Genomic DNA, 18,652 nt, shown 5'->3' with positions numbered 1-18,652 from the left:
ATCTAGTGCCACCTCGGCACCACCGCTCGCGGTGTCAGCGGGTGCGGACCGGGTCCGGGACCTTCACGAGGAGCATGAGGACGAAGCCGACCAGCAGGACGAGCGCGATGCCGAGGATGCCCCAGTACTGGGCGCCCAGCACGGCGATGAAGAGGCTCCAGAGCATGGGGGACAGGAAGCTCGCCGCGCGGCCCGTGGTCGCGTAGAGGCCGAAGACCTCGCCCTCGCGGCCCGCAGGGGTCACCCGGGCGAGGAACGAGCGGCTCGCCGCCTGCGCCGGGCCGACGAAGAGGCAGAGGATCAGGCCGCACACCCAGAACACGCCCTTGCCCCCGTCGTGCAGCACGAAGACGGCCGACGCCGTCACGACCAGGCCGCCGAGCGCGACCAGGATGATGCGCCGGGCGCCGAACCGGTCGTCGAGGCGTCCGGCGAGGATCGTGCTGACGCCCGCCACCACGTTCGCCGCGATCCCGAAGATCACCACCTCGTTGAACGTGAAATGGAAGGTGACCGAGCCGATGAGCGCGCCGAAGGTGAAGACGCCGGCGAGCCCGTCGCGGAAGACCGCGCTCGCGAGCAGGAACCAGAAGGTGGGCCGGCTCTCGCGGTACAGGCGCGCGATGTCCTGCGCGAGCACCGCGTAGCTGCGGAAGAAGCTGACCCGCTCGCGGTGCAGCGCCGGCGGGGCCTCGGGGACGTTGAGGAAGATCGGCAGCGCGAACAGGACGGTCCACACCGCGCAGGCCACGGCAACCAGGCGGATGTTGAGGCCCCCTCGGTGGGCAGCCCGAACCAGCCGTTCTGCTGGGCGACCACGACGAGGGCGAGCATCACGATGCCGCCCAGGTAGCCGAAGCCCCAGCCGAGGCCGCTCACGCGTCCGACCGTCTTCGGGGTCGACACCTGGACGAGCATCGCGTTGTAGTTGACGCCGGCGATCTCGGAGAACACGGTCGCGGCCGCGATGAGCCCCGCACCCAGCCAGAAGTAGGCGGCGTCCGCCTGCACGAAGAAGAGGAGCGCCATGCACACCACGACGAGCGCGGTGGAGACGGCGAGCCAGCGCTTCCGGTTGCCTGCGGCATCCGACCGCTGGCCCAGCACGGGCGCGAGCAGGGCGATGAGGAGGCCGCCGATGCCGACCGCGAAGCCGAGCTGGGAGCTGAGGTCGGAGAGCGCCCGATCGTAGGTCGCGTTCCCCTCACCGAGCGCGCGGATCCTGCCGGGCAGGAAAAGCTCGCTGGTGAGGTACACGGAGAAGACGAAGGTCGTGATGACCGAGTTGAAGGGCTGTGTCGCCCAGTCCCACAGCGCCCAGGACAGCACCTGCTTCCGGGGGATCCGGTGCCCCTCCTGCAGCTCGAGGCCGGTGGGTGCGGCGACCACGTCGTCCCGCTCAGTACTGGTCATGGGCTCACGGTATCGGCGCAGGGAAACGGGAGGGAGGCGCCTGACCGAAGTCCTGACCAAATCAAGGAGATCCGGGCCTGCACGGGGTTACGCATGCCGATCCGGATCCCCCGGCGGCCCGATCTCCTTGATTCGGTCAGACCTGCAGCGGATGGGGAACCGGCAGACCCCGGCCCGGTTGAGCCCGCTAGGCTCAACCTTGGCTGCCCCCGACTTGACACCCCGGAGCGCCCCAATAAACTTGAGTCGGCGGGGCTCAAGAACCCGCCGCAGGCTTCATCCCGGGGACCGGAGCGGTTCCCATCCGCAACGATCAGGAGAATCGACACATGGCACGCGCAGTAGGCATCGACCTCGGAACCACCAACTCGGTGGTCTCGGTCCTCGAGGGTGGCGAGCCGGTCGTCATCGCCAACGCCGAGGGCTTCCGCACCACTCCGTCCGTCGTCGCGTTCACGAAGGATGGCGACATCCTCGTGGGCGAGACGGCCAAGCGTCAGGCGGTCACGAACGTCGACCGCACCATCTCGTCCGTCAAGCGCCACATGGGCACCAACTGGACGACCTCCATCGACGGCAAGAAGTACACGCCGCAGGAGATCTCGGCGCGCATCCTCGCCAAGCTGAAGCGCGACGCCGAGCAGTACCTCGGCGACACCGTCACGGACGCCGTCATCACCGTTCCGGCCTACTTCAACGACGCCGAGCGCCAGGCCACCAAGGAGGCCGGTGAGATCGCGGGCCTCAACGTGCTCCGCATCATCAACGAGCCCACGGCGGCCGCGCTGGCCTACGGCCTCGACAAGGGCAAGGAGGACGAGCTCATCCTCGTCTTCGACCTCGGCGGCGGCACGTTCGACGTGTCCCTCCTCGAGGTGGGCAAGGACGACGACTTCTCGACCATCCAGGTCCGCGCGACCGCCGGCGACAACCGGCTCGGCGGCGACGACTGGGACCAGCGCGTCGTCGAGTGGCTGATCCAGCGCTTCAAGGAGTCGACGGGCGTCGACGTCTCGAAGGACAAGATCGCCCTGCAGCGCCTCAAGGAGGCCGCCGAGCAGGCGAAGAAGGAGCTGTCCAGCTCGACGACCACGAGCATCCAGCTGCCCTACCTCTCGCTGACGGAGAACGGCCCGGCGAACCTCGACGAGACGATCACGCGCGCCAAGTTCGAGGACCTCACCAAGGATCTGCTCGACCGCACGAAGAAGCCGTTCCAGGATGTCATCCGCGAGGCCGGCATCAAGGTGGCCGACATCGCCCACGTGGTCCTCGTCGGCGGCTCGACCCGCATGCCCGCCGTGAGCGACCTGGTCCGCCAGGAGACCGGCGGCAAGGAGCCCAACAAGGGCGTGAACCCGGACGAGGTGGTCGCCGTCGGCGCCGCGCTGCAGGCCGGTGTCCTGAAGGGCGAGCGCAAGGACGTCCTCCTCATCGACGTGACCCCGCTGTCCCTCGGCATCGAGACCAAGGGCGGCATCATGACGAAGCTGATCGACCGCAACACCGCGATCCCGACCAAGCGGAGCGAGACCTTCACGACGGCCGACGACAACCAGCCGTCCGTCGCGATCCAGGTGTTCCAGGGCGAGCGCGAGTTCACCCGGGACAACAAGCCGCTCGGCACCTTCGAGCTGACCGGGATCGCCCCGGCTCCCCGCGGCATCCCGCAGATCGAGGTCACCTTCGACATCGACGCCAACGGCATCGTGCACGTCTCGGCGCGCGACAAGGGCACCGGCAAGGAGCAGTCGATGACCATCACGGGCGGCTCGTCGCTGCCCAAGGAGGACATCGACCGCATGGTGCGCGAGGCCGAGGAGCACGCGGCGGAGGACAAGCGGCGCCGTGAGGCGGCCGAGGTCCGCAACAACGCCGAGCAGCTCGTCTACTCGATCGAGAAGCTGATCAAGGACAACGACGACAAGCTGCCCGAGGACGTGAAGACCGAGGTGCAGGGCGACGTCGACGCGCTGAAGACGGCGCTCGCGGGCGACGATGACGACGCGGTGAAGACCGCTCTCGACCGTCTCTCGGAGAGCCAGACCAAGCTCGGTCAGGCCATCTACTCGCAGTCCCAGGCGGACGGCCCGAGCGCGTCGACGGACGAGCAGGCACAGGGTGCCCAGGGCGGCGACGACGACATCGTCGACGCCGAGGTGGTCGACGAGGACGAGGACAGCAAGAGGTAGCTCATGGCCGACGATCCGAAGGACAACGACCAGCAGGGTGAGCCGGAGGGTCGCGCGGACATTCCGCGCGACCCCTCCGGGGACCCGGGATTCGTCTCGATGGAGGGACCCGACGTGGAGACGCCGACCGGCGGAGCCGAGGACGGGTTCTCCCCGGAGGACCTCTCGTTCCTCGACGATGTCTCCTCGGGAGCCGCGACCGCCGAGACGGCGCCCACCGAGCAGGTGGACGAGCATCTCGCGGACCTCAAGCGCGTGACCGCGGAGTACGCCAACTACCGGCGCCGCACCGAGGCCAACCGCCAGGTCGAGCGCGATCGGGCGGTCGGGGACGTGGTGAAGCAGCTGCTGCCCGTCCTCGACGACCTTGACCGCGCCGAGAAGCACGGCGACCTCGCCGAGGGCGGACCGCTCACCACGATCGCGTCGAAGCTGCGCACGAGCGTCGAGAAGATCGGGCTCGTCGGCTTCGGGGTGACGGGCGAGAGCTTCGATCCCTCGCAGCACGAGGCGATCTTCCAGAAGGCCAACCCGGCCGTCTCGGCGCCCACGGTGTCGGACGTGGTCGAGCGGGGGTACCGCATCGGCGACGTCACCCTCCGGGTGGCCAAGGTCGTCGTGGACACCCCCGGCGACTGACCGAGTAGAAAGCAGCTCGCACAATTGGCTAGCCAGGACTGGTTCGATAAGGACTTCTACAAGGTGCTCGGCGTCGGCAAGGACGTGGACGAGCAGGCCCTGAAGAAGGCCTACCGCAAGCTCGCCCGGCAGTTTCACCCGGATTCGAACCCCGGGAACACCGCCGCCGAGTCGAAGTTCAAGGAGATCAGCGAGGCGTACTCGGTGCTCTCGGACTCGCAGCAGCGGCGGGAGTACGACCAGATCCGTGCCATGGGGTCGGGCGCCCGCTTCGCGGCGCCCGGCTCCGGTGCCGGTGGCGGCTTCGAGGACGTGTTCGGCGGGATGTTCGGCGGTGGTGCCGGCGGGCGGCCCGGAGCGGGGTACGCGCAGGGCAACTTCGAGGACATCTTCGGTGGCATGTTCGGCGGCGGCCGGGGCGCCGGCTTCGGCCAGCCCTCCGGCGGCTTCCGCGGCTTCGGCGGCCCCACGCCGGGCCGGGACGTGACGGCGACGACCACGGTCGACTTCGTCACCGCGACGAAGGGCGACACCGTGCGCCTGCAGGGCGCGGACGGCCGGCCGATCAACGTCAAGATCCCGGCAGGCGTCAGCGACGGGCAGAAGATCAAGCTGCGCGGCAAGGGCGAGCCGAGCCTCGACGGCGGCGAGCCCGGCGACCTCGTGCTCACGGTCTCCGTTCGGAAGCATCCCGTCTTCGAGCGGGAGGGCCTCAACCTCAAGGTGACCGTGCCGGTGACCTTCGCCGAGGCGGCGCTCGGCGCGACGATCGAGGTGCCGACCCTCGGCGGCGAGCCGGTGCGGCTGAAGGTAGCTCCCGGCACGTCAAGCGGCAAGGTGCTGCGCGTGAAGGACCGTGGCGTGAGCACCTCGAAGGGCACCGGGGATCTCCTCGCCCGCATCGAGGTGGCGGTGCCCTCCACCCTCACCAAGGAGCAGCGGCAGGCGCTCGAGCAGTTCGTCGCCTCCGGCGCCGGTGAGAACCCCCGGGACGAGCTGCTGGAGCGGGCCCGGGGGTGTGACCCATGGACGAGGAGGCGATCTCGACCGCGCCGCTCTTCGCGATCGCGGTGGCTGCCGAGCTTGCGGGGATGCACCCGCAGACGCTGCGGCAGTACGACCGCATCGGGCTCGTCTCGCCGTCGCGCACGGCGGGGAAGTCCCGTCGCTACTCGATGCGGGACATCGCCCAGCTGCGTGAGGTCGCGCGACTCGGCTCCGAGGGCATCAGCCTCGAGGGCATCCGTCGCATCCTCGAGCTCGAGAACGAGGTGACGGCCCTGCGCGGCCGGGTTCGGGACCTCGAGGGAGCGCTCGCCGACGAGCTCCTGCGGAGGCCCGGGCGGCGCATCTTCGCCGCGGCGGAGGACGGCGGCGTGACCCCCTCCTCGCCGGCATGCGCGCGGCCCGCCGGACCGAGCTGGTGCTCTGGCGCCCCGGCGCTCTGGATGAGTGAGCCGATGCCCGACACGCTCGAGGAGCGCGCCACCAGCGAGGAGCTGCGGCTCGGATCGCCATGGGTGCTCATCGTGTGGGACGACCCGGTCAATCTGATGACCTATGTCACGTGGGTGTTCCGCACCTACTTCGGCTTCCCGCGGCCCGAGGCCGAGCGACTCATGCTCCTCGTGCACAACGAGGGCAAGGCTGTGGTGGCGACGGGTACGCGCGAGGAGATGGAGCGGCACGTGGAGGCCATGCACCGGTACGGCCTGCTCGCGACGCTCAGCCCGGCGGAGTCATGAGCGGCTTCGTCCGGTCCGGCGACGGCGTCGAGCGGACCTTCTCCGCCGAGGAGCGGGAGGTGCTGCAGACGCTCTGCCGGGAGTTCCTGGCCCTGCTCGCGGCCGGCGAGGATTCCGCCCTCGACCGGCTGCTTCCGGACGCCTATCCCGACGACCCGGATGCGTCCGCCGAGTACGCGGGCTACACGCGCATCCGCCTCGCCCGCGCCAAGACCGAGCCGGCGGAGTCGATCCTCGTCGACCTCGGCGGCGGGGCGGGGCCGACCCGGCTCGCGCCCGCTCGCATCGAGCTCTGGCTCCGTGGGCTCACCGACCTGCGGCTGGTGCTGCACGAGAGGCTGGAGGAGGCCGGCGGACGCGACCCGATGCTCGAGGAGCTGTCGGACTGGCTCGGCTGGCTGCTCTCCGACTTGCTCGAGACGATCGAGCCCTGAACGTTCGCCTCTGGCGAGCGGCCCACGCGCATCTGGCGCGGCGGGAACGATCCACCTAAACTTGAGCCAGCAAGACTCAACTCATAAGGAGTAGACGCGATGGCGAACTTCCAGGGCGCACGCCAGCAGGAGGAGCAGAAGACCGCCCTCCAGCAGTACGGCATCAACCTCACGGAGGTCGCTCGGAGCGGGAAGCTCGACCCGGTCATCGGCCGCGACGCGGAGATCCGCCGGGTCAGTCAGGTGCTCACCCGGCGCACGAAGAACAACCCGGTCCTGATCGGCGAGCCCGGCGTCGGCAAGACGGCCGTCGTGGAGGGGCTCGCCCAGCGCATCGTGGCCGGCGATGTCGCCGACTCCCTCAAGGGCAAGCAGCTCGTCTCGCTCGACCTGGCCGCCCTCGTGGCAGGGGCCAAGTACCGCGGCGAGTTCGAGGAGCGGCTCAAGGCCGTGCTCAAGGAGATCAACGACTCCGACGGCCAGATCATCACGTTCATCGACGAGCTGCACACGCTCATGGGCGCAGGCGGGGAGAGGGCTCGGTGGCGGCCGCCAACATGCTGAAGCCGATGCTGGCCCGCGGCGAGCTGCGCATGATCGGCGCGACGACGCTCAACGAGTACCGCGAATACATCGAGAAGGATGCCGCGCTCGAGCGGCGCTTCCAGCAGGTGTACGTCGGGGAGCCGAGCGTCGAGGACACCGTGGCCATCCTGCGCGGACTCAAGGAGCGCTACGAGGCGCACCACAAAGTCGCGATCGCCGACTCGGCGCTCGTGGCCGCCGCGTCGCTGTCCCACCGCTACATCACCGCTCGCCAGCTGCCGGACAAGGCGATCGACCTCATCGACGAGGCCGCCTCCCGGCTGCGCATGGAGATCGACTCGGCCCCCGTCGAGATCGACGAGCTCCGCCGGGCGGTGGACCGGCTCAAGCTGGAGGAGCTCGCGCTCAAGCGGGAGAAGGACGACGCCTCCAAGGCCCGCCTGGAGAAGCTCCGGACGGACCTCGCCGAGCGCCAGGAGGTCCTCGCGGGTCTCGAGACGCGCTGGGAGCGCGAGCGCGCCGACCTCAACCGGGTCGGAAACCTCAAGGAGAAGGTCGACAGCCTGCGGATCCGCGCCGAGCGGGCCCAGCGCGAGGGCAACCTGGAGGAGGCGTCGCGCCTGCTCTACGGGGAGATCCCCGTCATCGAGCGCGAGCTGCTCGAGGCCGAGAAGGCGGAGCAGAACGACGCGGAGCCGCGCATGGTCAACGACCAGGTGACCGACGAGGACATCGCGGCCGTCGTCGCCGCCTGGACGGGCATCCCGATGGGGCGGCTGCTGCAGGGCGAGACCGAGAAGCTGCTGCACCTCGAGACCGAGCTCGGCAAGCGCCTCATCGGGCAGAAGAAGGCCGTGCACTCCGTGGCGGACGCGGTGCGCCGCACGCGCGCCGGCATCTCCGATCCCGACCGGCCGACCGGATCCTTCCTGTTCCTCGGCCCCACCGGGGTGGGCAAGACCGAGCTCGCGCGGGCGCTCGCCGAGTTCCTCTTCGACGACGAGAAAGCCATGGTCCGCATCGACATGAGCGAGTACGGCGAGAAGTTCGCCGTGTCCCGCCTCGTCGGCGCCCCTCCCGGCTACGTCGGCTACGAGCAGGGCGGTCAGCTTACCGAGGCGGTGCGCCGCCGGCCCTACTCGGTGATCCTCTTCGACGAGGTCGAGAAGGCGCACCCCGAGGTCTTCGACATCCTGCTCCAGGTGCTCGACGACGGCCGGCTCACGGACGGCCAGGGCCGCACGGTCGACTTCCGCAACACGATCCTCATCCTCACCTCGAACCTCGGCAGCCAGTACCTGGTCGACCCGGAGTACACGCCGGAGCAGAAGGAGGAGACGGTGCAGGCCCTCGTCCGCCAGGCGTTCAAGCCCGAGTTCGTGAACCGTCTCGACGACATCGTGGTGTTCTCGACGCTGTCGAACGAGGACCTGGGCCAGATCGTGTCGCTCTACATCGACCGGCTCGAGCGCCGGCTCGGCGACCGCCGGCTGCAGCTCGCGGTCACGCCGAACGCCCGCTCCTGGCTGGCGGCGCGGGGCTACGACCCGATCTACGGGGCGCGGCCGCTGCGCCGGCTCATGCAGCAGGAGATCGACGACCGCCTCGCGCGGGCGCTCCTCGCAGGCGAGGTCCGGGACGGGGACACGGTGCGCGTCGACGTCGCGTCCGACGGCGACTCCCTCGACGTGTCGAGGTTCGAGTTCGCGCAGGTGTGACCAACCGCGGGTGATACCGCCTTTCCGCGGGTGTCGTTAGGCCCGCGGAAAGAGCGTTTCACCCGCGGTTGCGTCAGCCCTTCGCGCGCACGCGGTTGTTGCGCGGGTCGTGGGTGAGCTCGGCCAGGCCCAGCGCCTCGAGCAGCGGGGGCAGGTACATGCCGAAGCGGCCGCGGTAGCCCTTCCGGAGGCCGTACCAGCCGCCGACCGGATTCGTCTCGGAGCGGCCCCACGCCTCGACGGTCCCGTCCGCCGCCGGCTTCTGCTCGTCGGCGGCGCCGAGGGGCACCCAGTCGCCCTGCTCGCGCAGCCACGCGGCCAGGTCGTCGATCGCCCGCGCCTGGTAGGTCAGCTTCGTGGATCCCACCTGGCAGACCAGCTCGTCCCCCTCGCGGTACATCGTGTACGAGGAGGTGCCGGGCGGGGTGGTCAGCTGCCAGGGATCGGACTTCGTTCCCTCGGCCATGGTCGTCCTCCTGCGGATGCGGTCGACAAGCAGGGCCGACGGTAGTCCTGGCAGGAGGCGCAGGGAAGGGCATCGGGCCCGGCGTAGGGTCGAGGGATGCTTGCCACTCTCATCCACGGTGAACGCGACATCCGAGTCGAAGAGGTCCCCGATCCCCGCCTGTCGACCGGCGGAGACGCCATCGTCCGCGTGACCGCGAGCTGCGTCTGCGGCTCCGACCTCTGGCCCTACCGCGGCGTGACGCCGACCGACGAGCCGCACCGGATCGGGCACGAGTTCATCGGCGTGGTGGAGGCCATCGGCGCCGACGTGCGGAACGTCGCCGTCGGCGACTTCGTGATCGCGCCCTTCTACGACTGCGACATGACCTGCGCCAACTGCCGCAACGGCGTCAGCACCTCGTGTTTGAACGGCGGCTGGTGGGGTGCGGATGACCGGATGGGCGGCTTCGCGGACGGCGGCCAGGGCGAGCTCGTCCGCGTGCCGCACGCCGACGGCACTCTCGCGGTCGTGCCGGGCGGTCAGCCCGCCGCCGAGCTGATCCCCGACATCCTCACCCTGTCCGACGTGATGGGCACCGGGCACCATGCCGCCGTCAGCGCCGGCGTGCGCGAGGGGTCGACGGTCGTCGTCGTCGGTGACGGCGCCGTCGGGCTCTGCGCGGTCCTCGCGGCGAAGCGGCTGGGTGCCTCGCGCATCGTCGCCATGTCCCGCCACGTGTCGCGCCAGGCGGTCGCCCGCGAGTTCGGCGCGACAGACATCGTCGAGGAGCGCGGCAAGGAGGGCATCGCCCGCGTCAAGGAGCTGTTCGACGGCATCGGCCCGGACTGCGTCCTGGAGTGCGTCGGCACGAAGGAGTCGATGGAGCAGGCCCTGCGCTCGGCGCGGCCGGGCGGCATGGTCGGCTTCGTCGGTGTCCCGAACGGCGGGGCCGAGTTGCAGATCCGCACGATGTTCGGCACGAACGTGGGCGTCAACGGCGGCGTCGCGCCGGTCCGCAACTACGTCGAGGAGCTGCTGCCCGACGTCCTGAGCGGACGCATCCACCCGGGCCGGGTCTTCGACCTGGAGCTGCCGCTCTCCGAGGCGGCGGAGGCGTACGCCGCGATGGACGAGCGCCGCGCGATCAAGGTGCTGCTGCGTCCCTGACGACCTCGAGCTGCCGATCCCGTCCCCCTCGTCCGGAGCAGGGGCGGAGATCGGCATCTCGCGCGAAGGAGAGCGTCAGGTCACCAGGTGGGCGAACACCACGATGTTGGCCGCATAGTCGTGGGCGTCCGGGTCCCAGTCGCCTCCGCAGGTGATGAGGCGCAGCTCGGCATCCGGGGTGTTGCCGTACACCTCGAGGGTGGGGAAGGTCGCCTTGGGGAAGCTGTCGACGTGGTCGACCTGGAATGCGGCCACTGAGCCGTCCTCGCGCGTGACCGACACCGCGTCGCCGGGCCGGACATCGCCCAGCCGGTAGAACACGACGGGGCCCGCCTGGTAGGTGTCGACGTGGCCGAGGATCACCGCGGGTCCCAGCTCACCCGGCGTGGGGGAGCCGCGGTACCAGCCCGCCGGCGCGTCCTTGTCGAACGGCGGCACCTCGATCGTGCCGTCGCGGTTGAGACCGAGTTCCATGAGGGCGGAGTCGACCCCGATGCTCGGGATGCTCACCCGGGTCGGCAGCGAGCGGGCCAGCGTGACGGGAGCGGCCGAGGGGTGGGTTCCGGCTCCGGCGCCGGACTGATGCTGGGCGACGGGCTCGCGGTCGGAGCCGGCGCGGCCGCCGAGGCGGGCGGCCGGGGCGGCGGCTGGTTGCTCGTGACTCCGACAGCGATCGTGGTGCCGCCGGCGAGAAGCAGGAGTGCCGCCGCCCCGATCGCGAGGCGACCGGAGCGGCGGCGGGGGAGCGGGTTCACGCGATCAGCGCGATTCCGTCCGGGAGGCGACCACGCGACGGCGAGCGATAAGCACGCCGCCCGCCGCGAGGATCAGACCGCCACCGAGCGCGAGCATGCCCGCGTCAGGACCGGTCGAGGTGCTGCCGCCACCGGTGGCGGCGGAGCCGTTCGGCATGTTCATCTGCGACGCCTCAAGGGTTCCGCAGAGAGCCGGCGACGTCGCGGCGAGGGGCAGGGTGGGGTCGAGGTCGCTCTTCGCGTTCTGCGCGGCTGTGCTCAGCGTCGCCGGGTCGAGACCGTGCACGACGATCGAGGCGTTGCCCGCGTCGAGTCCGGCCGCGGTGTCCGCGTTCAGGGTGAATGTGCGGTCGTAGGTGAAGTTGCCACCCATGCCGGCCGGAACCGTCAGGTCGAGCGCCGTCGCCGGGCTGGTGTCGCCGCTCGTCGTGAGCGTCGACGCGATCATGCCGTAGGAGGGTGCCCCTCCGTGGTGCTGATAACGCCGTCGCCGTCCTTGTCGGCGTCGGGCGTCGGGCAGGTGCCCGCCTCACCGACGTGGATGTGCGCCACGTGCGGGTACGGGTTGCCGCTGAAGGTCTCGGCGAGACCGCTGACCTCCATGTGCACGGTGACCTGGTCGCCGGCGACCGTCACCATCGCCATGCCGCTCCCGCCGCTGCCGTTCAGCGCGCCGAGCTCGGTCTGGTAGGAGCCGTCGGTCGCCGCAATGGCGGGGGCTGCGGCGAAGGCGCTGAAGCCGAGTGCCAGCGCCGGCACCAGCAGAAGCGCAGATTTCTTCATCATGTCTTGTCCTCCTCAGAGTGCGCGCCGAACTCGGTCACGCAGGAGGCTCTCCGGAGCGGACCCCGGAATCGGCGGGTTGGCGCCGCTCGGCACCCGACATCACGAGGTCGCTGCCGCTCGGGTCTACCCGCCGGGGCGGAAGGATCCCCTGGTCGCGCGCCCGTTCTGGTGCTGGACCGGATTCCTGTGCACCAGCTGGCAGTTTCGGGGCGCCCCTCGGCGGGGGCGCGGAGAGCGCCACAACGCGGCTCCGCCGGGAGCGCGACAACGGGCCCCGCGGGTAGCGCGACAACAGGCCCCGCGGGAAGCGCGACAACGGGCGGTGCGCGCTAGCGGGCGAGCTCCTCCTTGATCGCGGCGACGAAGCCGTCGATGTCGTCCTCGGTGGTGTCGAAGGAGCACATCCAGCGCACCTGGCCGGCGGCGCGGTCCCAGTCGTAGAACCGGAAGCGCTCGCGGATGCGGTCCGTCACCGCGTTGTCGAGCACGGCGAAGACCCCGTTGGCATCCGTCGCCTGCGAGAACGACAGCCGCGGCGTGCCCTCGAGCGACGACCGGAGTCGCTGCGCCATCGCATTCGCGTGCGCTGCCGAACGCAGCCCCAGGTCGTCCTCGAACAGGGTGAGCAGCTGTGCGCTGATGAACCGGAGCTTGCTCGCGAGCTGCATGCTGAGCTTGCGCAGGTAGAGGATGCCGTCGGCGCGATCCGGGTCGAGCACGATGACCGCCTCGGCTCCCAGCAGCCCGTTCTTGGTGCCGCCGAAGCTGAGCACGTCGACGCCGGCGTCCGAGGTGAAGGCGCGGAGGGGCACGCCGAGGGAGGCTGCGGCGTTCCAGATGCGGGCGCCGTCCATGTGCAGCGCCATCCCGTGCCCGTGCGCGTAGTCGGCGATCGCCCGCACCTCCTCGACGGTGTACACGGTCCCGAGCTCGGTGGACTGGGTGATGCTGACCACGAGCGGCTGCGCGCGGTGCTCGTCGCCCCAGCCCCAGGCCTCGGTGGCGATGAGCTCGGGCGTCAGCTTGCCGTTCGGTGTCGCGATCGGCAGCAGCTTCAGGCCGCTGACCCGCTCGGGGGCACCCGCCTCGTCGGTGTGGATGTGCGCGGTGGCCGTGCTGATGACGGCGCCCCAGCGGGGCATCATCGCGGTGAGCCCCACCACGTTCGCGCCGGTGCCGTTGAACACCGGGAACGTCTCGCTGCGCTCGCCGAAGGTCTCCCGGACGACCTCGTTCAGCCGTGCGGTGTACGCGTCCTCGCCGTAGGAGATCTGGTGCCCGCCGTTGGCGTCGGCGAGGGCGAGCAGCACCTCGGGGTGCACGCCCGCGTAGTTGTCGCTGGCGAAGGTGCGGATGGCCGGATCATGCAGTCTCACCCCCGATTCTCCCGCCTCCGCGGCGGTGGTCCGGACCACGCCCCCTTCCCGCGCATGCCTTACGGTGAAGAGATGCGCAGGGTCGACAGCGAGCCGCGCGAGAACTGGCGGAGCCGCTGTGACGAGATCGGCTTCAGCTTCTACGACCTGCCGTCCGAGGGCGGTCGCCCCTACTGGAACGAGTCGGCGGCGTACGCCTTCACGCTCGGCGAGATCGAGATCCTCGAGTCCGCCACCAAGGCGCTCTTCGACCTCTGCATGGAGGCGGTCGAGCACGTCGTGCGCCGGCGCCGCTATGCCGAGTTCGGCATCCCGACTGCTCTGCACGAGCTGGTCCGGCAGTCGTGGGACGAGGACGACCCCACCGTCTACGGCCGCTTCGACCTCGCCTTCGACGGCGACCTGCAGGTGAAGCTGCTCGAGTTCAACGCCGACACGCCCACCTCCCTGGTGGAGAGCGCCGCGGCCCAGTGGCAGTGGCTGACCGAGGCGCACGGTCCGGACGCCGACCAGTTCAACAGCCTGCACGAGCAGCTCATCCAGCAGTGGACCCACGTGCGCACCGCCCGGTGGGGCGTCGCCCCGGGCAGCCGGCTGCACCTGGCCTCTCTGCACGACTCCGGCGACGGAGAGCTCATCGTGGAGGACGCGGACACCGTCGCCTACATGGCCGAGACCGCGGCGGCGGCCGGGTTCGATCCCAAGCTGATCTTTATGGAGGACGTGCAGTGGAGCGTCGAGCTCCGGCGATTCCTGGACGGCGACGGCGAGCGGATCGATCGCATCTTCAAGCTCTATCCGTGGGAATGGATGGCGCGCGAGCAGTTCGCGGCCTTCCTCCCGCTCAGCCGGGCCACGACCCAGTGGGTGGAGCCGGCCTGGAAGCTCCTGCTCAGCAACAAGCAGCTGCTCGTGGTCCTGTGGGAGCTCTTCCCACGGCACCGGAACCTCCTGCCCGCCTACGCGAGCCCGGACCCCCTCGCCGGCCGCGCGCACGTGCGGAAGCCGCGGCTCGGCCGCGAGGGCGCGAACGTCACGGTCTTCGATGAGCGCGGCCGCGTTGTCGTCTCCTCGGGCGGCGGGTACGGCGAGGAGGGCTTCGTCTTCCAGGAGCGCGCCGTCTTCGCCCCCATCCCGGGCAAGACGGCGGTGATCGGCAGCTGGATCGTGGGCGACTCGCCCGCGGGGATCGACATCCGCGAGACGAGCGGACCGGTGACGGGCGACCTCGCCGAGTTCGTGCCGCATTTCATCGAGGAGGGTCGCGCATGACCGCACGCCGGACGAGGGATCTCGCGCTGTCCGGGCTGGCCGCACGTCATCGGCGTGGCGCGGCCCGAACGTCGCTCACGGTGCTCTCCCTCGCGGGCGCGACGCTCGCCCTGTCTGGATGCACCGCGCCCGACGAGGGTGTCGTGCTCACCGGCGCCGACGGCGAGAAGTACGTCGTGCCGGACGGCGCGGAGCGCCCCGAGTACCGCAGCCGGGAGGACTGCATCGCCGACGTGACCGAGCAGATCCGCCAGCTGGAGGCGCAGGGCGAGGACATCGTCGACGAGCCCGAGGACCTGTGCGAGTCGACCGAGCGCTATCACGGCGCCTACGTGCACCCGTGGATCGGGCCGATCCTCTTCGCAGGCGCCCGCTGGAACTCGTCGCGCGTCGCCGGCTGGTCGCCCGTCGCGAACGGCGGCTTCGCCGCACCCGGCGGCTACGTGCAGAAGGACGTCGTCTCGCCCGCGCCCGCGGGGTCGAAGGTGGGGAGCGCGCCCCGCTCAAGGGCGGGTTCGGCTCGAGCGGCAAGAGCGGCTTCGGGGAGAGCGCGGGCGGCTGACGCCCAGGATGAGTACGTTCCGGCCCGAAGTGTGCGGCGCAACGTACACGTCCGGCCGGAACGTACCGGTCAGTCGCGGCCGGTGATGCCGGAGGTCGACGCGATCACGTCGCCGAGCTTCCTGCCGAGCGCCTCGTAGAACATCGAGAGCGGGAACTCGTCGTCGAGCACCGCGTCGGTCATCCCCTTGGGCGGTCCGGAGAGGATCTCGTCCGACAGTCCGCGGTGCCAGGCGGAGGCGGGGTGCGGTGCGAGCGTCGACGAGACCAGCTCATAGGCGGCGAGCCAGTGCGCCGTCTTCGGCCGGTCGATCGAGCGCCAGTAGAGGTCGTCGATGGCGTCGGACAGCGCCACCACCGCGTCCGGCACCTCCGTCCAGTCGAACGCCAGGCGCGTGTCGGTCCAGTGCAGGACGTGCCGCTGGTGCAGCCAGGCGAACAGGAGCTGGCCGCCGAGCCCGTCGTAGTTGCGCACTCGGCTGCCGGTGAGCGGGAAGCGGAACAGCCGGTCGAACAGGATCGCGTACTGCGCGAGCCGGGCGCGATCGCGCGTGAGGTCGTCGGTGTCCTCGGCGCGCACCAGCCGCACCGCCTCCCGGAACGCGGTGAGGTCGCAGCGCAGCTCCTCGAGCGAGTAGAGGAAGTACGGCATGCGCTGCTTGATCATGAACGGGTCGAACGGCAGGTCGCCCCGCATGTGGGTGCGGTCGTGGATGAGGTCCCAGAGCACGAAGGTCTCCTCCGCCACTCGCTGGTCGCCGAGCAGCCGCTGCGCGTCCTCCGGCAGCTCGAGCCGGGTGATCTCCGCGGCGCTCCGGACCACGCGGCGGAACCGGGCCGCCTCCCGGTCCGCGAAGATGGCGCCCCAGGTGAAGCGGGGAAGGGCTCCGCCGGTCCCGGTCGCCACCGTCTCGGGGAACAGCACCGCGGAGTTGGTGTCGTACCCGGCGGTGAAGTCGAGGAAGCGGATGGGCACGAACATCGGGTTGGAGTACGCGTCCGCCTCCTGGGCGGCGATGAACTCCGGCCACAGGACCTCGAGCAGGACCGCCTCGAAGAGCCGTTCGGCGCTCCCGTTCTGGGTGTACATGGGGAACACGACCAGGTGCCGGAGCCCATCCCGGCGCTGCAGCTCGGGCCCGAACTGCGCGAGGGAGTGCCTGAAGTCCGGCACGGGGAAGCCGGTGTCCCGCCAGGAGGCGAGGTCGGCGACGACCGCCGAGAGGTAGGCGTCGTCGTGGGCGAAGAGGGGCGCGAGCGCCTCCACGCCGTCGAGGACCTCCCCGACGAGCGCGCTCGCGTCGGACCGATCCGCATCCGCGCGAAGCGATCCGTCGCGGTCCTGCAGCTCGCGGAGTCGGCGGACGGCGTCCTTCAGGCGGAGCCAGCCGGCGGGGAGCGTCGCATCGGTGAGAGCCTCCGGCTCGAGTGTTGCGTCCATGGGCGTTCCTCTCGGGTCGTGACGATCCTTCGACACTACGGAGCGCGGGCGGGGCGACGAGTTGCGTTAGGGGGCGCTTCTCGTGCGGATCGCGCAGGTTTCTTGCTTGGCGAGGCGGATCTCGGGGGCGTGCGCCCGATATGCCTGGTGCGGCATGATGGCGACGTGCGGGGTGCGACGAAGCGGTGGACCGGGGGAGCCGTGCTGGCCCTGAGCGCAGTCCTGGCCCTCGCCGCCTGCTCGTCGCCGCCGCCGAAGGTGGTCGTGGTCACGGTGACCCCACCGCCCGCACCGGCGCCGAAGCCGACTGCGACACCGACCTCGACCCCCACGCCCCCGCCTGTCGTCGCGCCCGTGCCGACCCTGACCCCCAACGCTCCCGCGCAGCCGGCCGAGCCGCTGCCGCCCGGTCCGGCGAACGACCTCGGCGCGATCCCGGGTGCCCAGGGGACCCCGGTGGCCGACGCGGACGGGAACCTCCTGAGCTACACCGTGGTCTCCGGAGACTCGTTCTTCGACATCGCCCAGCGATTCGACGTCCCGGTGCAGCAGCTGCTGAGGATGAACCCGCAGATCGGGGATGTCGGGGAGGACATCTACATCGGCGACGTGATCAATCTGGACTGGACGAAGACGGGCTGAACGCGCTCCGGCCCGTGGCGTCAGAAGGTGGCGCCGGGAACCCCGCCGATCAGGAGGGCGATGCCGATCGCGAAGCCGGCGACCGCCAGCACCATGGTCACGAGCGGCACCCAGAAGGCGAGCCGCCGCAGGACGAGGAGGACGATGGTCGTCGCGATGCCCAGCACCGTGATCACGATCGGCGCGATGAAGGCGATGCCGAGGCCCACGCCCATCTGGTCGTAGTTGCACTCCACCGAGCTGCCGCAGGGGTCGCTCGCCATGACGGAGAAGGCCGAGAACAGCATCAGCAGCAGGGCCAGCGCGATGTCGAGGGCGAGCAGGACGATCGAGAGCACCAGGTCCCAGGTGCGGAGGGGGCGCTTGGCGCGCGATGGTCCCAGCGCGGGCAGGGCGCCGGAGGGGCTCGTCATGCGATGAGAGTAGCGGGGCGCCGAGCCGTGCGGCCCGGCGCCCCGCTGCCGATTCTCTAGACGAGCACCGGCAGGGCGGTCTCGGCGGGCGCTGCAACCGGCGCGGCAGCCGCGGCGCGGCTCGGCAGGAGAAGCGCGAGCCCCGCCGACACGAGGAGCACGACCGCACCGACCGTCACGGCAGGCACGGCCGCTCCCACGTAGCCGCCGGGAGTCAGCGTGCCGCCCGCTCCGGTGAAGACCGCCGTGAGGACCGCCACCCCGAGCGCGACGCCGATCTCCCGGATGGTCGAGTTCGCGCCGGATGCGGTGGCGTGGTCCTCCGGCCGGATCCGGGCGAGCACCGCCGTGGCGGACGGCGCGAACACCAGGCCCATGCCGATGCCGGCCAGGATGAACGGCGGCACGAGCGCCGCGTAGGGAACGTCCGCCGACATCACGGCGGCAAGCCAGAAGAGGAGACCGCCTCGGCGGTCAGCCCGGCCGTGATGAGCGTGCGGGAGCCGATCCGCGTGCCGAACAGCCCCGCGAGAGGCGCGATCACCATGGGGGCCAGGGTCCATGGCGTCGTCTGCAGCGCTGCCTGGAACGGTGACGCGCCCTGCACCACCTGCAGGAACTGGATCAGCAGGAAGATCGCTCCGAACATGCCGAAGCTGAATCCGAAGCCCACGACGTTGGCGATGGAGAAGCTCCGGTCGCGGAAGAGGCGCAGCGGCAGCAGCGGAGCCGCGACCCGCCGTTCCCAGGCGAGGAACGCGGCGAGCAGGACGGCGCCGCCGATCAGGGCGCCGAGGACCTGTGCGCTCGTCCAGCCGGCGTCGTTGCCGCGCACGATGCCGAACACCACCGCGAGCGTCCCGGCTCCGGCGAGCAGGGTGCCCAGGAGGTCGAGCCGGACGCGGCGCCGCACCGAGGGGGCCAGCACGAGGGCGGCGAGCACGACGGACACGACTCCGATCGGCACGTTGATCCAGAAGATGGACTGCCAGTTCCAGCCCTCCACGATGGCGCCGCCGACGAGCGGGCCGGTCGCCACGCCGAGCCCGGAGATGCCGCCCCAGATTCCGATCGCGAGAGGACGCTGTGCCGGGGGAACCTCCC

At 70.7% G+C, this 18,652-nt stretch carries 18 protein-coding genes and 4 pseudogenes; 11 read left to right on the top strand and 11 right to left on the bottom strand.

Going from position 1 to position 18,652, the window contains the following annotated elements:
• Positions 1-34: 34 nt before the first annotated feature.
• Together QUE51_RS17840 and QUE51_RS17835 are read right to left on the bottom strand one after the other, a co-directional pair.
• Positions 35-739 (bottom strand): MFS transporter, encoded by a 705-nt coding sequence (locus QUE51_RS17840; protein WP_350226724.1) that lies wholly within the window; start codon positions 737-739, stop codon positions 35-37.
• 155 nt (positions 740-894) lie between these two features.
• Positions 895-1,413 (bottom strand): annotated as a pseudogene (locus tag QUE51_RS17835) (MFS transporter); the annotation flags it as partial.
• A 329-nt stretch (positions 1,414-1,742) separates the two neighbouring features.
• Here QUE51_RS17835 and dnaK point away from each other — a divergent pair.
• From dnaK to QUE51_RS05910, 7 genes and pseudogenes are all read left to right on the top strand, one after another.
• The gene (dnaK, locus tag QUE51_RS05940; RefSeq protein ID WP_286278678.1) at positions 1,743-3,605 is read left to right on the top strand and encodes a molecular chaperone DnaK; all 1,863 of its coding nucleotides are present in this window, start codon (positions 1,743-1,745) and stop codon (positions 3,603-3,605) included.
• Between the two features lie 3 nt (positions 3,606-3,608).
• Positions 3,609-4,244 (top strand): nucleotide exchange factor GrpE, encoded by a 636-nt coding sequence (locus QUE51_RS05935; protein WP_286278677.1) that lies wholly within the window; start codon positions 3,609-3,611, stop codon positions 4,242-4,244.
• A 24-nt stretch (positions 4,245-4,268) separates the two neighbouring features.
• Positions 4,269-5,258, top strand: a pseudogene (locus QUE51_RS05930) (DnaJ C-terminal domain-containing protein); the annotation flags it as partial.
• An 11-nt stretch (positions 5,259-5,269) separates the two neighbouring features.
• Positions 5,270-5,700: pseudogene (locus QUE51_RS05925) on the top strand (heat shock protein transcriptional repressor HspR).
• Complete coding sequence (clpS, locus tag QUE51_RS05920) at positions 5,693-5,989, top strand: ATP-dependent Clp protease adapter ClpS (protein ID WP_350226723.1); 297 nt, start codon at positions 5,693-5,695, stop codon at positions 5,987-5,989. Before QUE51_RS05925 ends, clpS begins: the two are co-directional and overlap by 8 nt.
• Positions 5,986-6,423, top strand: coding sequence for a DUF2017 family protein (locus QUE51_RS05915; protein ID WP_286278675.1), 438 nt, complete (start codon positions 5,986-5,988; stop codon positions 6,421-6,423). The genes clpS and QUE51_RS05915 overlap by 4 nt, the downstream gene beginning before the upstream one ends.
• Before the next feature lie 99 nt (positions 6,424-6,522).
• Positions 6,523-8,687, top strand: a pseudogene (locus tag QUE51_RS05910) (ATP-dependent Clp protease ATP-binding subunit).
• Positions 8,688-8,760: 73 nt separating this feature from the next.
• On the opposite strand, the gene QUE51_RS05905 reads toward QUE51_RS05910, so the two are convergent.
• Entirely contained in the window at positions 8,761-9,153 is a 393-nt protein-coding gene (locus QUE51_RS05905; protein WP_286278674.1) for a DUF6855 family protein, read from the bottom strand.
• Positions 9,154-9,249: 96 nt separating this feature from the next.
• Here QUE51_RS05905 and QUE51_RS05900 point away from each other — a divergent pair, with 96 nt between their 5' ends.
• On the top strand, positions 9,250-10,302 hold the full coding sequence (locus tag QUE51_RS05900) for a zinc-dependent alcohol dehydrogenase family protein (protein WP_286278673.1): 1,053 nt from the start codon (positions 9,250-9,252) through the stop codon (positions 10,300-10,302).
• A 75-nt stretch (positions 10,303-10,377) separates the two neighbouring features.
• On the opposite strand, the gene QUE51_RS05895 is transcribed toward QUE51_RS05900, so the two are convergent.
• The 4 genes from QUE51_RS05895 to QUE51_RS05880 all read right to left on the bottom strand — a co-directional run bounded on the left by QUE51_RS05895 (position 10,378) and on the right by QUE51_RS05880 (position 13,219).
• The gene (locus QUE51_RS05895; protein ID WP_286278672.1) at positions 10,378-10,812 is read right to left on the bottom strand and encodes a class F sortase; all 435 of its coding nucleotides are present in this window, start codon (positions 10,810-10,812) and stop codon (positions 10,378-10,380) included.
• Positions 10,813-11,061: 249 nt separating this feature from the next.
• Positions 11,062-11,505 carry a hypothetical protein gene (locus QUE51_RS05890; protein ID WP_286278671.1) on the bottom strand — a complete coding sequence of 148 codons (444 nt, stop codon included), beginning with the start codon at positions 11,503-11,505 and terminating at the stop codon, positions 11,062-11,064.
• On the bottom strand, positions 11,502-11,843 hold the full coding sequence (locus tag QUE51_RS05885) for a CHRD domain-containing protein (RefSeq protein WP_286278670.1): 342 nt from the start codon (positions 11,841-11,843) through the stop codon (positions 11,502-11,504). The genes QUE51_RS05890 and QUE51_RS05885 overlap by 4 nt, the downstream gene beginning before the upstream one ends.
• Positions 11,844-12,172: 329 nt before the next feature.
• Positions 12,173-13,219 carry a threonine aldolase family protein gene (locus QUE51_RS05880; RefSeq protein WP_286278669.1) on the bottom strand — a complete coding sequence of 349 codons (1,047 nt, stop codon included), beginning with the start codon at positions 13,217-13,219 and terminating at the stop codon, positions 12,173-12,175.
• A 72-nt stretch (positions 13,220-13,291) separates the two neighbouring features.
• On the opposite strand from QUE51_RS05880, the gene QUE51_RS05875 reads away from it, so the two are divergent.
• Complete coding sequence (locus QUE51_RS05875) at positions 13,292-14,491, top strand: glutathionylspermidine synthase family protein (RefSeq protein ID WP_286278668.1); 1,200 nt, start codon at positions 13,292-13,294, stop codon at positions 14,489-14,491.
• On the top strand, positions 14,488-15,192 hold the full coding sequence (locus QUE51_RS05870) for a DUF1190 domain-containing protein (protein ID WP_286278667.1): 705 nt from the start codon (positions 14,488-14,490) through the stop codon (positions 15,190-15,192). The genes QUE51_RS05875 and QUE51_RS05870 overlap by 4 nt, the downstream gene beginning before the upstream one ends.
• Here QUE51_RS05870 and QUE51_RS05865 read toward each other — a convergent pair.
• Complete coding sequence (locus tag QUE51_RS05865; protein ID WP_286278666.1) at positions 15,123-16,493, bottom strand: DUF6421 family protein; 1,371 nt, start codon at positions 16,491-16,493, stop codon at positions 15,123-15,125. The genes QUE51_RS05870 and QUE51_RS05865 overlap by 70 nt on opposite strands.
• A 165-nt stretch (positions 16,494-16,658) precedes the next feature.
• Between QUE51_RS05865 and QUE51_RS05860 the strand changes: the two genes are divergently transcribed.
• Complete coding sequence (locus QUE51_RS05860; protein WP_286278665.1) at positions 16,659-17,135, top strand: LysM peptidoglycan-binding domain-containing protein; 477 nt, start codon at positions 16,659-16,661, stop codon at positions 17,133-17,135.
• 20 nt (positions 17,136-17,155) lie between these two features.
• Here the strand turns inward: QUE51_RS05860 and QUE51_RS05855 are convergent, their stop codons facing one another.
• Genes QUE51_RS05855 through QUE51_RS05845 form a run of 3 tightly spaced genes read right to left on the bottom strand, consistent with a single transcriptional unit; the run spans position 17,156 to position 18,620 of the window.
• Positions 17,156-17,548: a hypothetical protein gene (locus QUE51_RS05855; RefSeq protein ID WP_286278664.1), complete on the bottom strand. Its 393-nt coding sequence runs from the start codon at positions 17,546-17,548 to the stop codon at positions 17,156-17,158.
• Between the two features lie 56 nt (positions 17,549-17,604).
• Positions 17,605-17,985 (bottom strand): MFS transporter, encoded by a 381-nt coding sequence (locus tag QUE51_RS05850; protein ID WP_286278663.1) that lies wholly within the window; start codon positions 17,983-17,985, stop codon positions 17,605-17,607.
• Positions 17,985-18,620, bottom strand: coding sequence for an MFS transporter (locus QUE51_RS05845; protein ID WP_286279274.1), 636 nt, complete (start codon positions 18,618-18,620; stop codon positions 17,985-17,987). The genes QUE51_RS05850 and QUE51_RS05845 overlap by 1 nt, the downstream gene beginning before the upstream one ends.
• Between the last annotated feature and the right edge of the window lie 32 nt (positions 18,621-18,652).

This window comes from Naasia aerilata (genome assembly GCF_030296595.1).
Lineage (GTDB): Bacteria > Actinomycetota > Actinomycetes > Actinomycetales > Microbacteriaceae > Naasia > Naasia aerilata.
The sequence above is the reverse complement of the archived record's forward strand: the minus strand, read 5'-3'. Positions and strand labels throughout refer to the sequence as shown.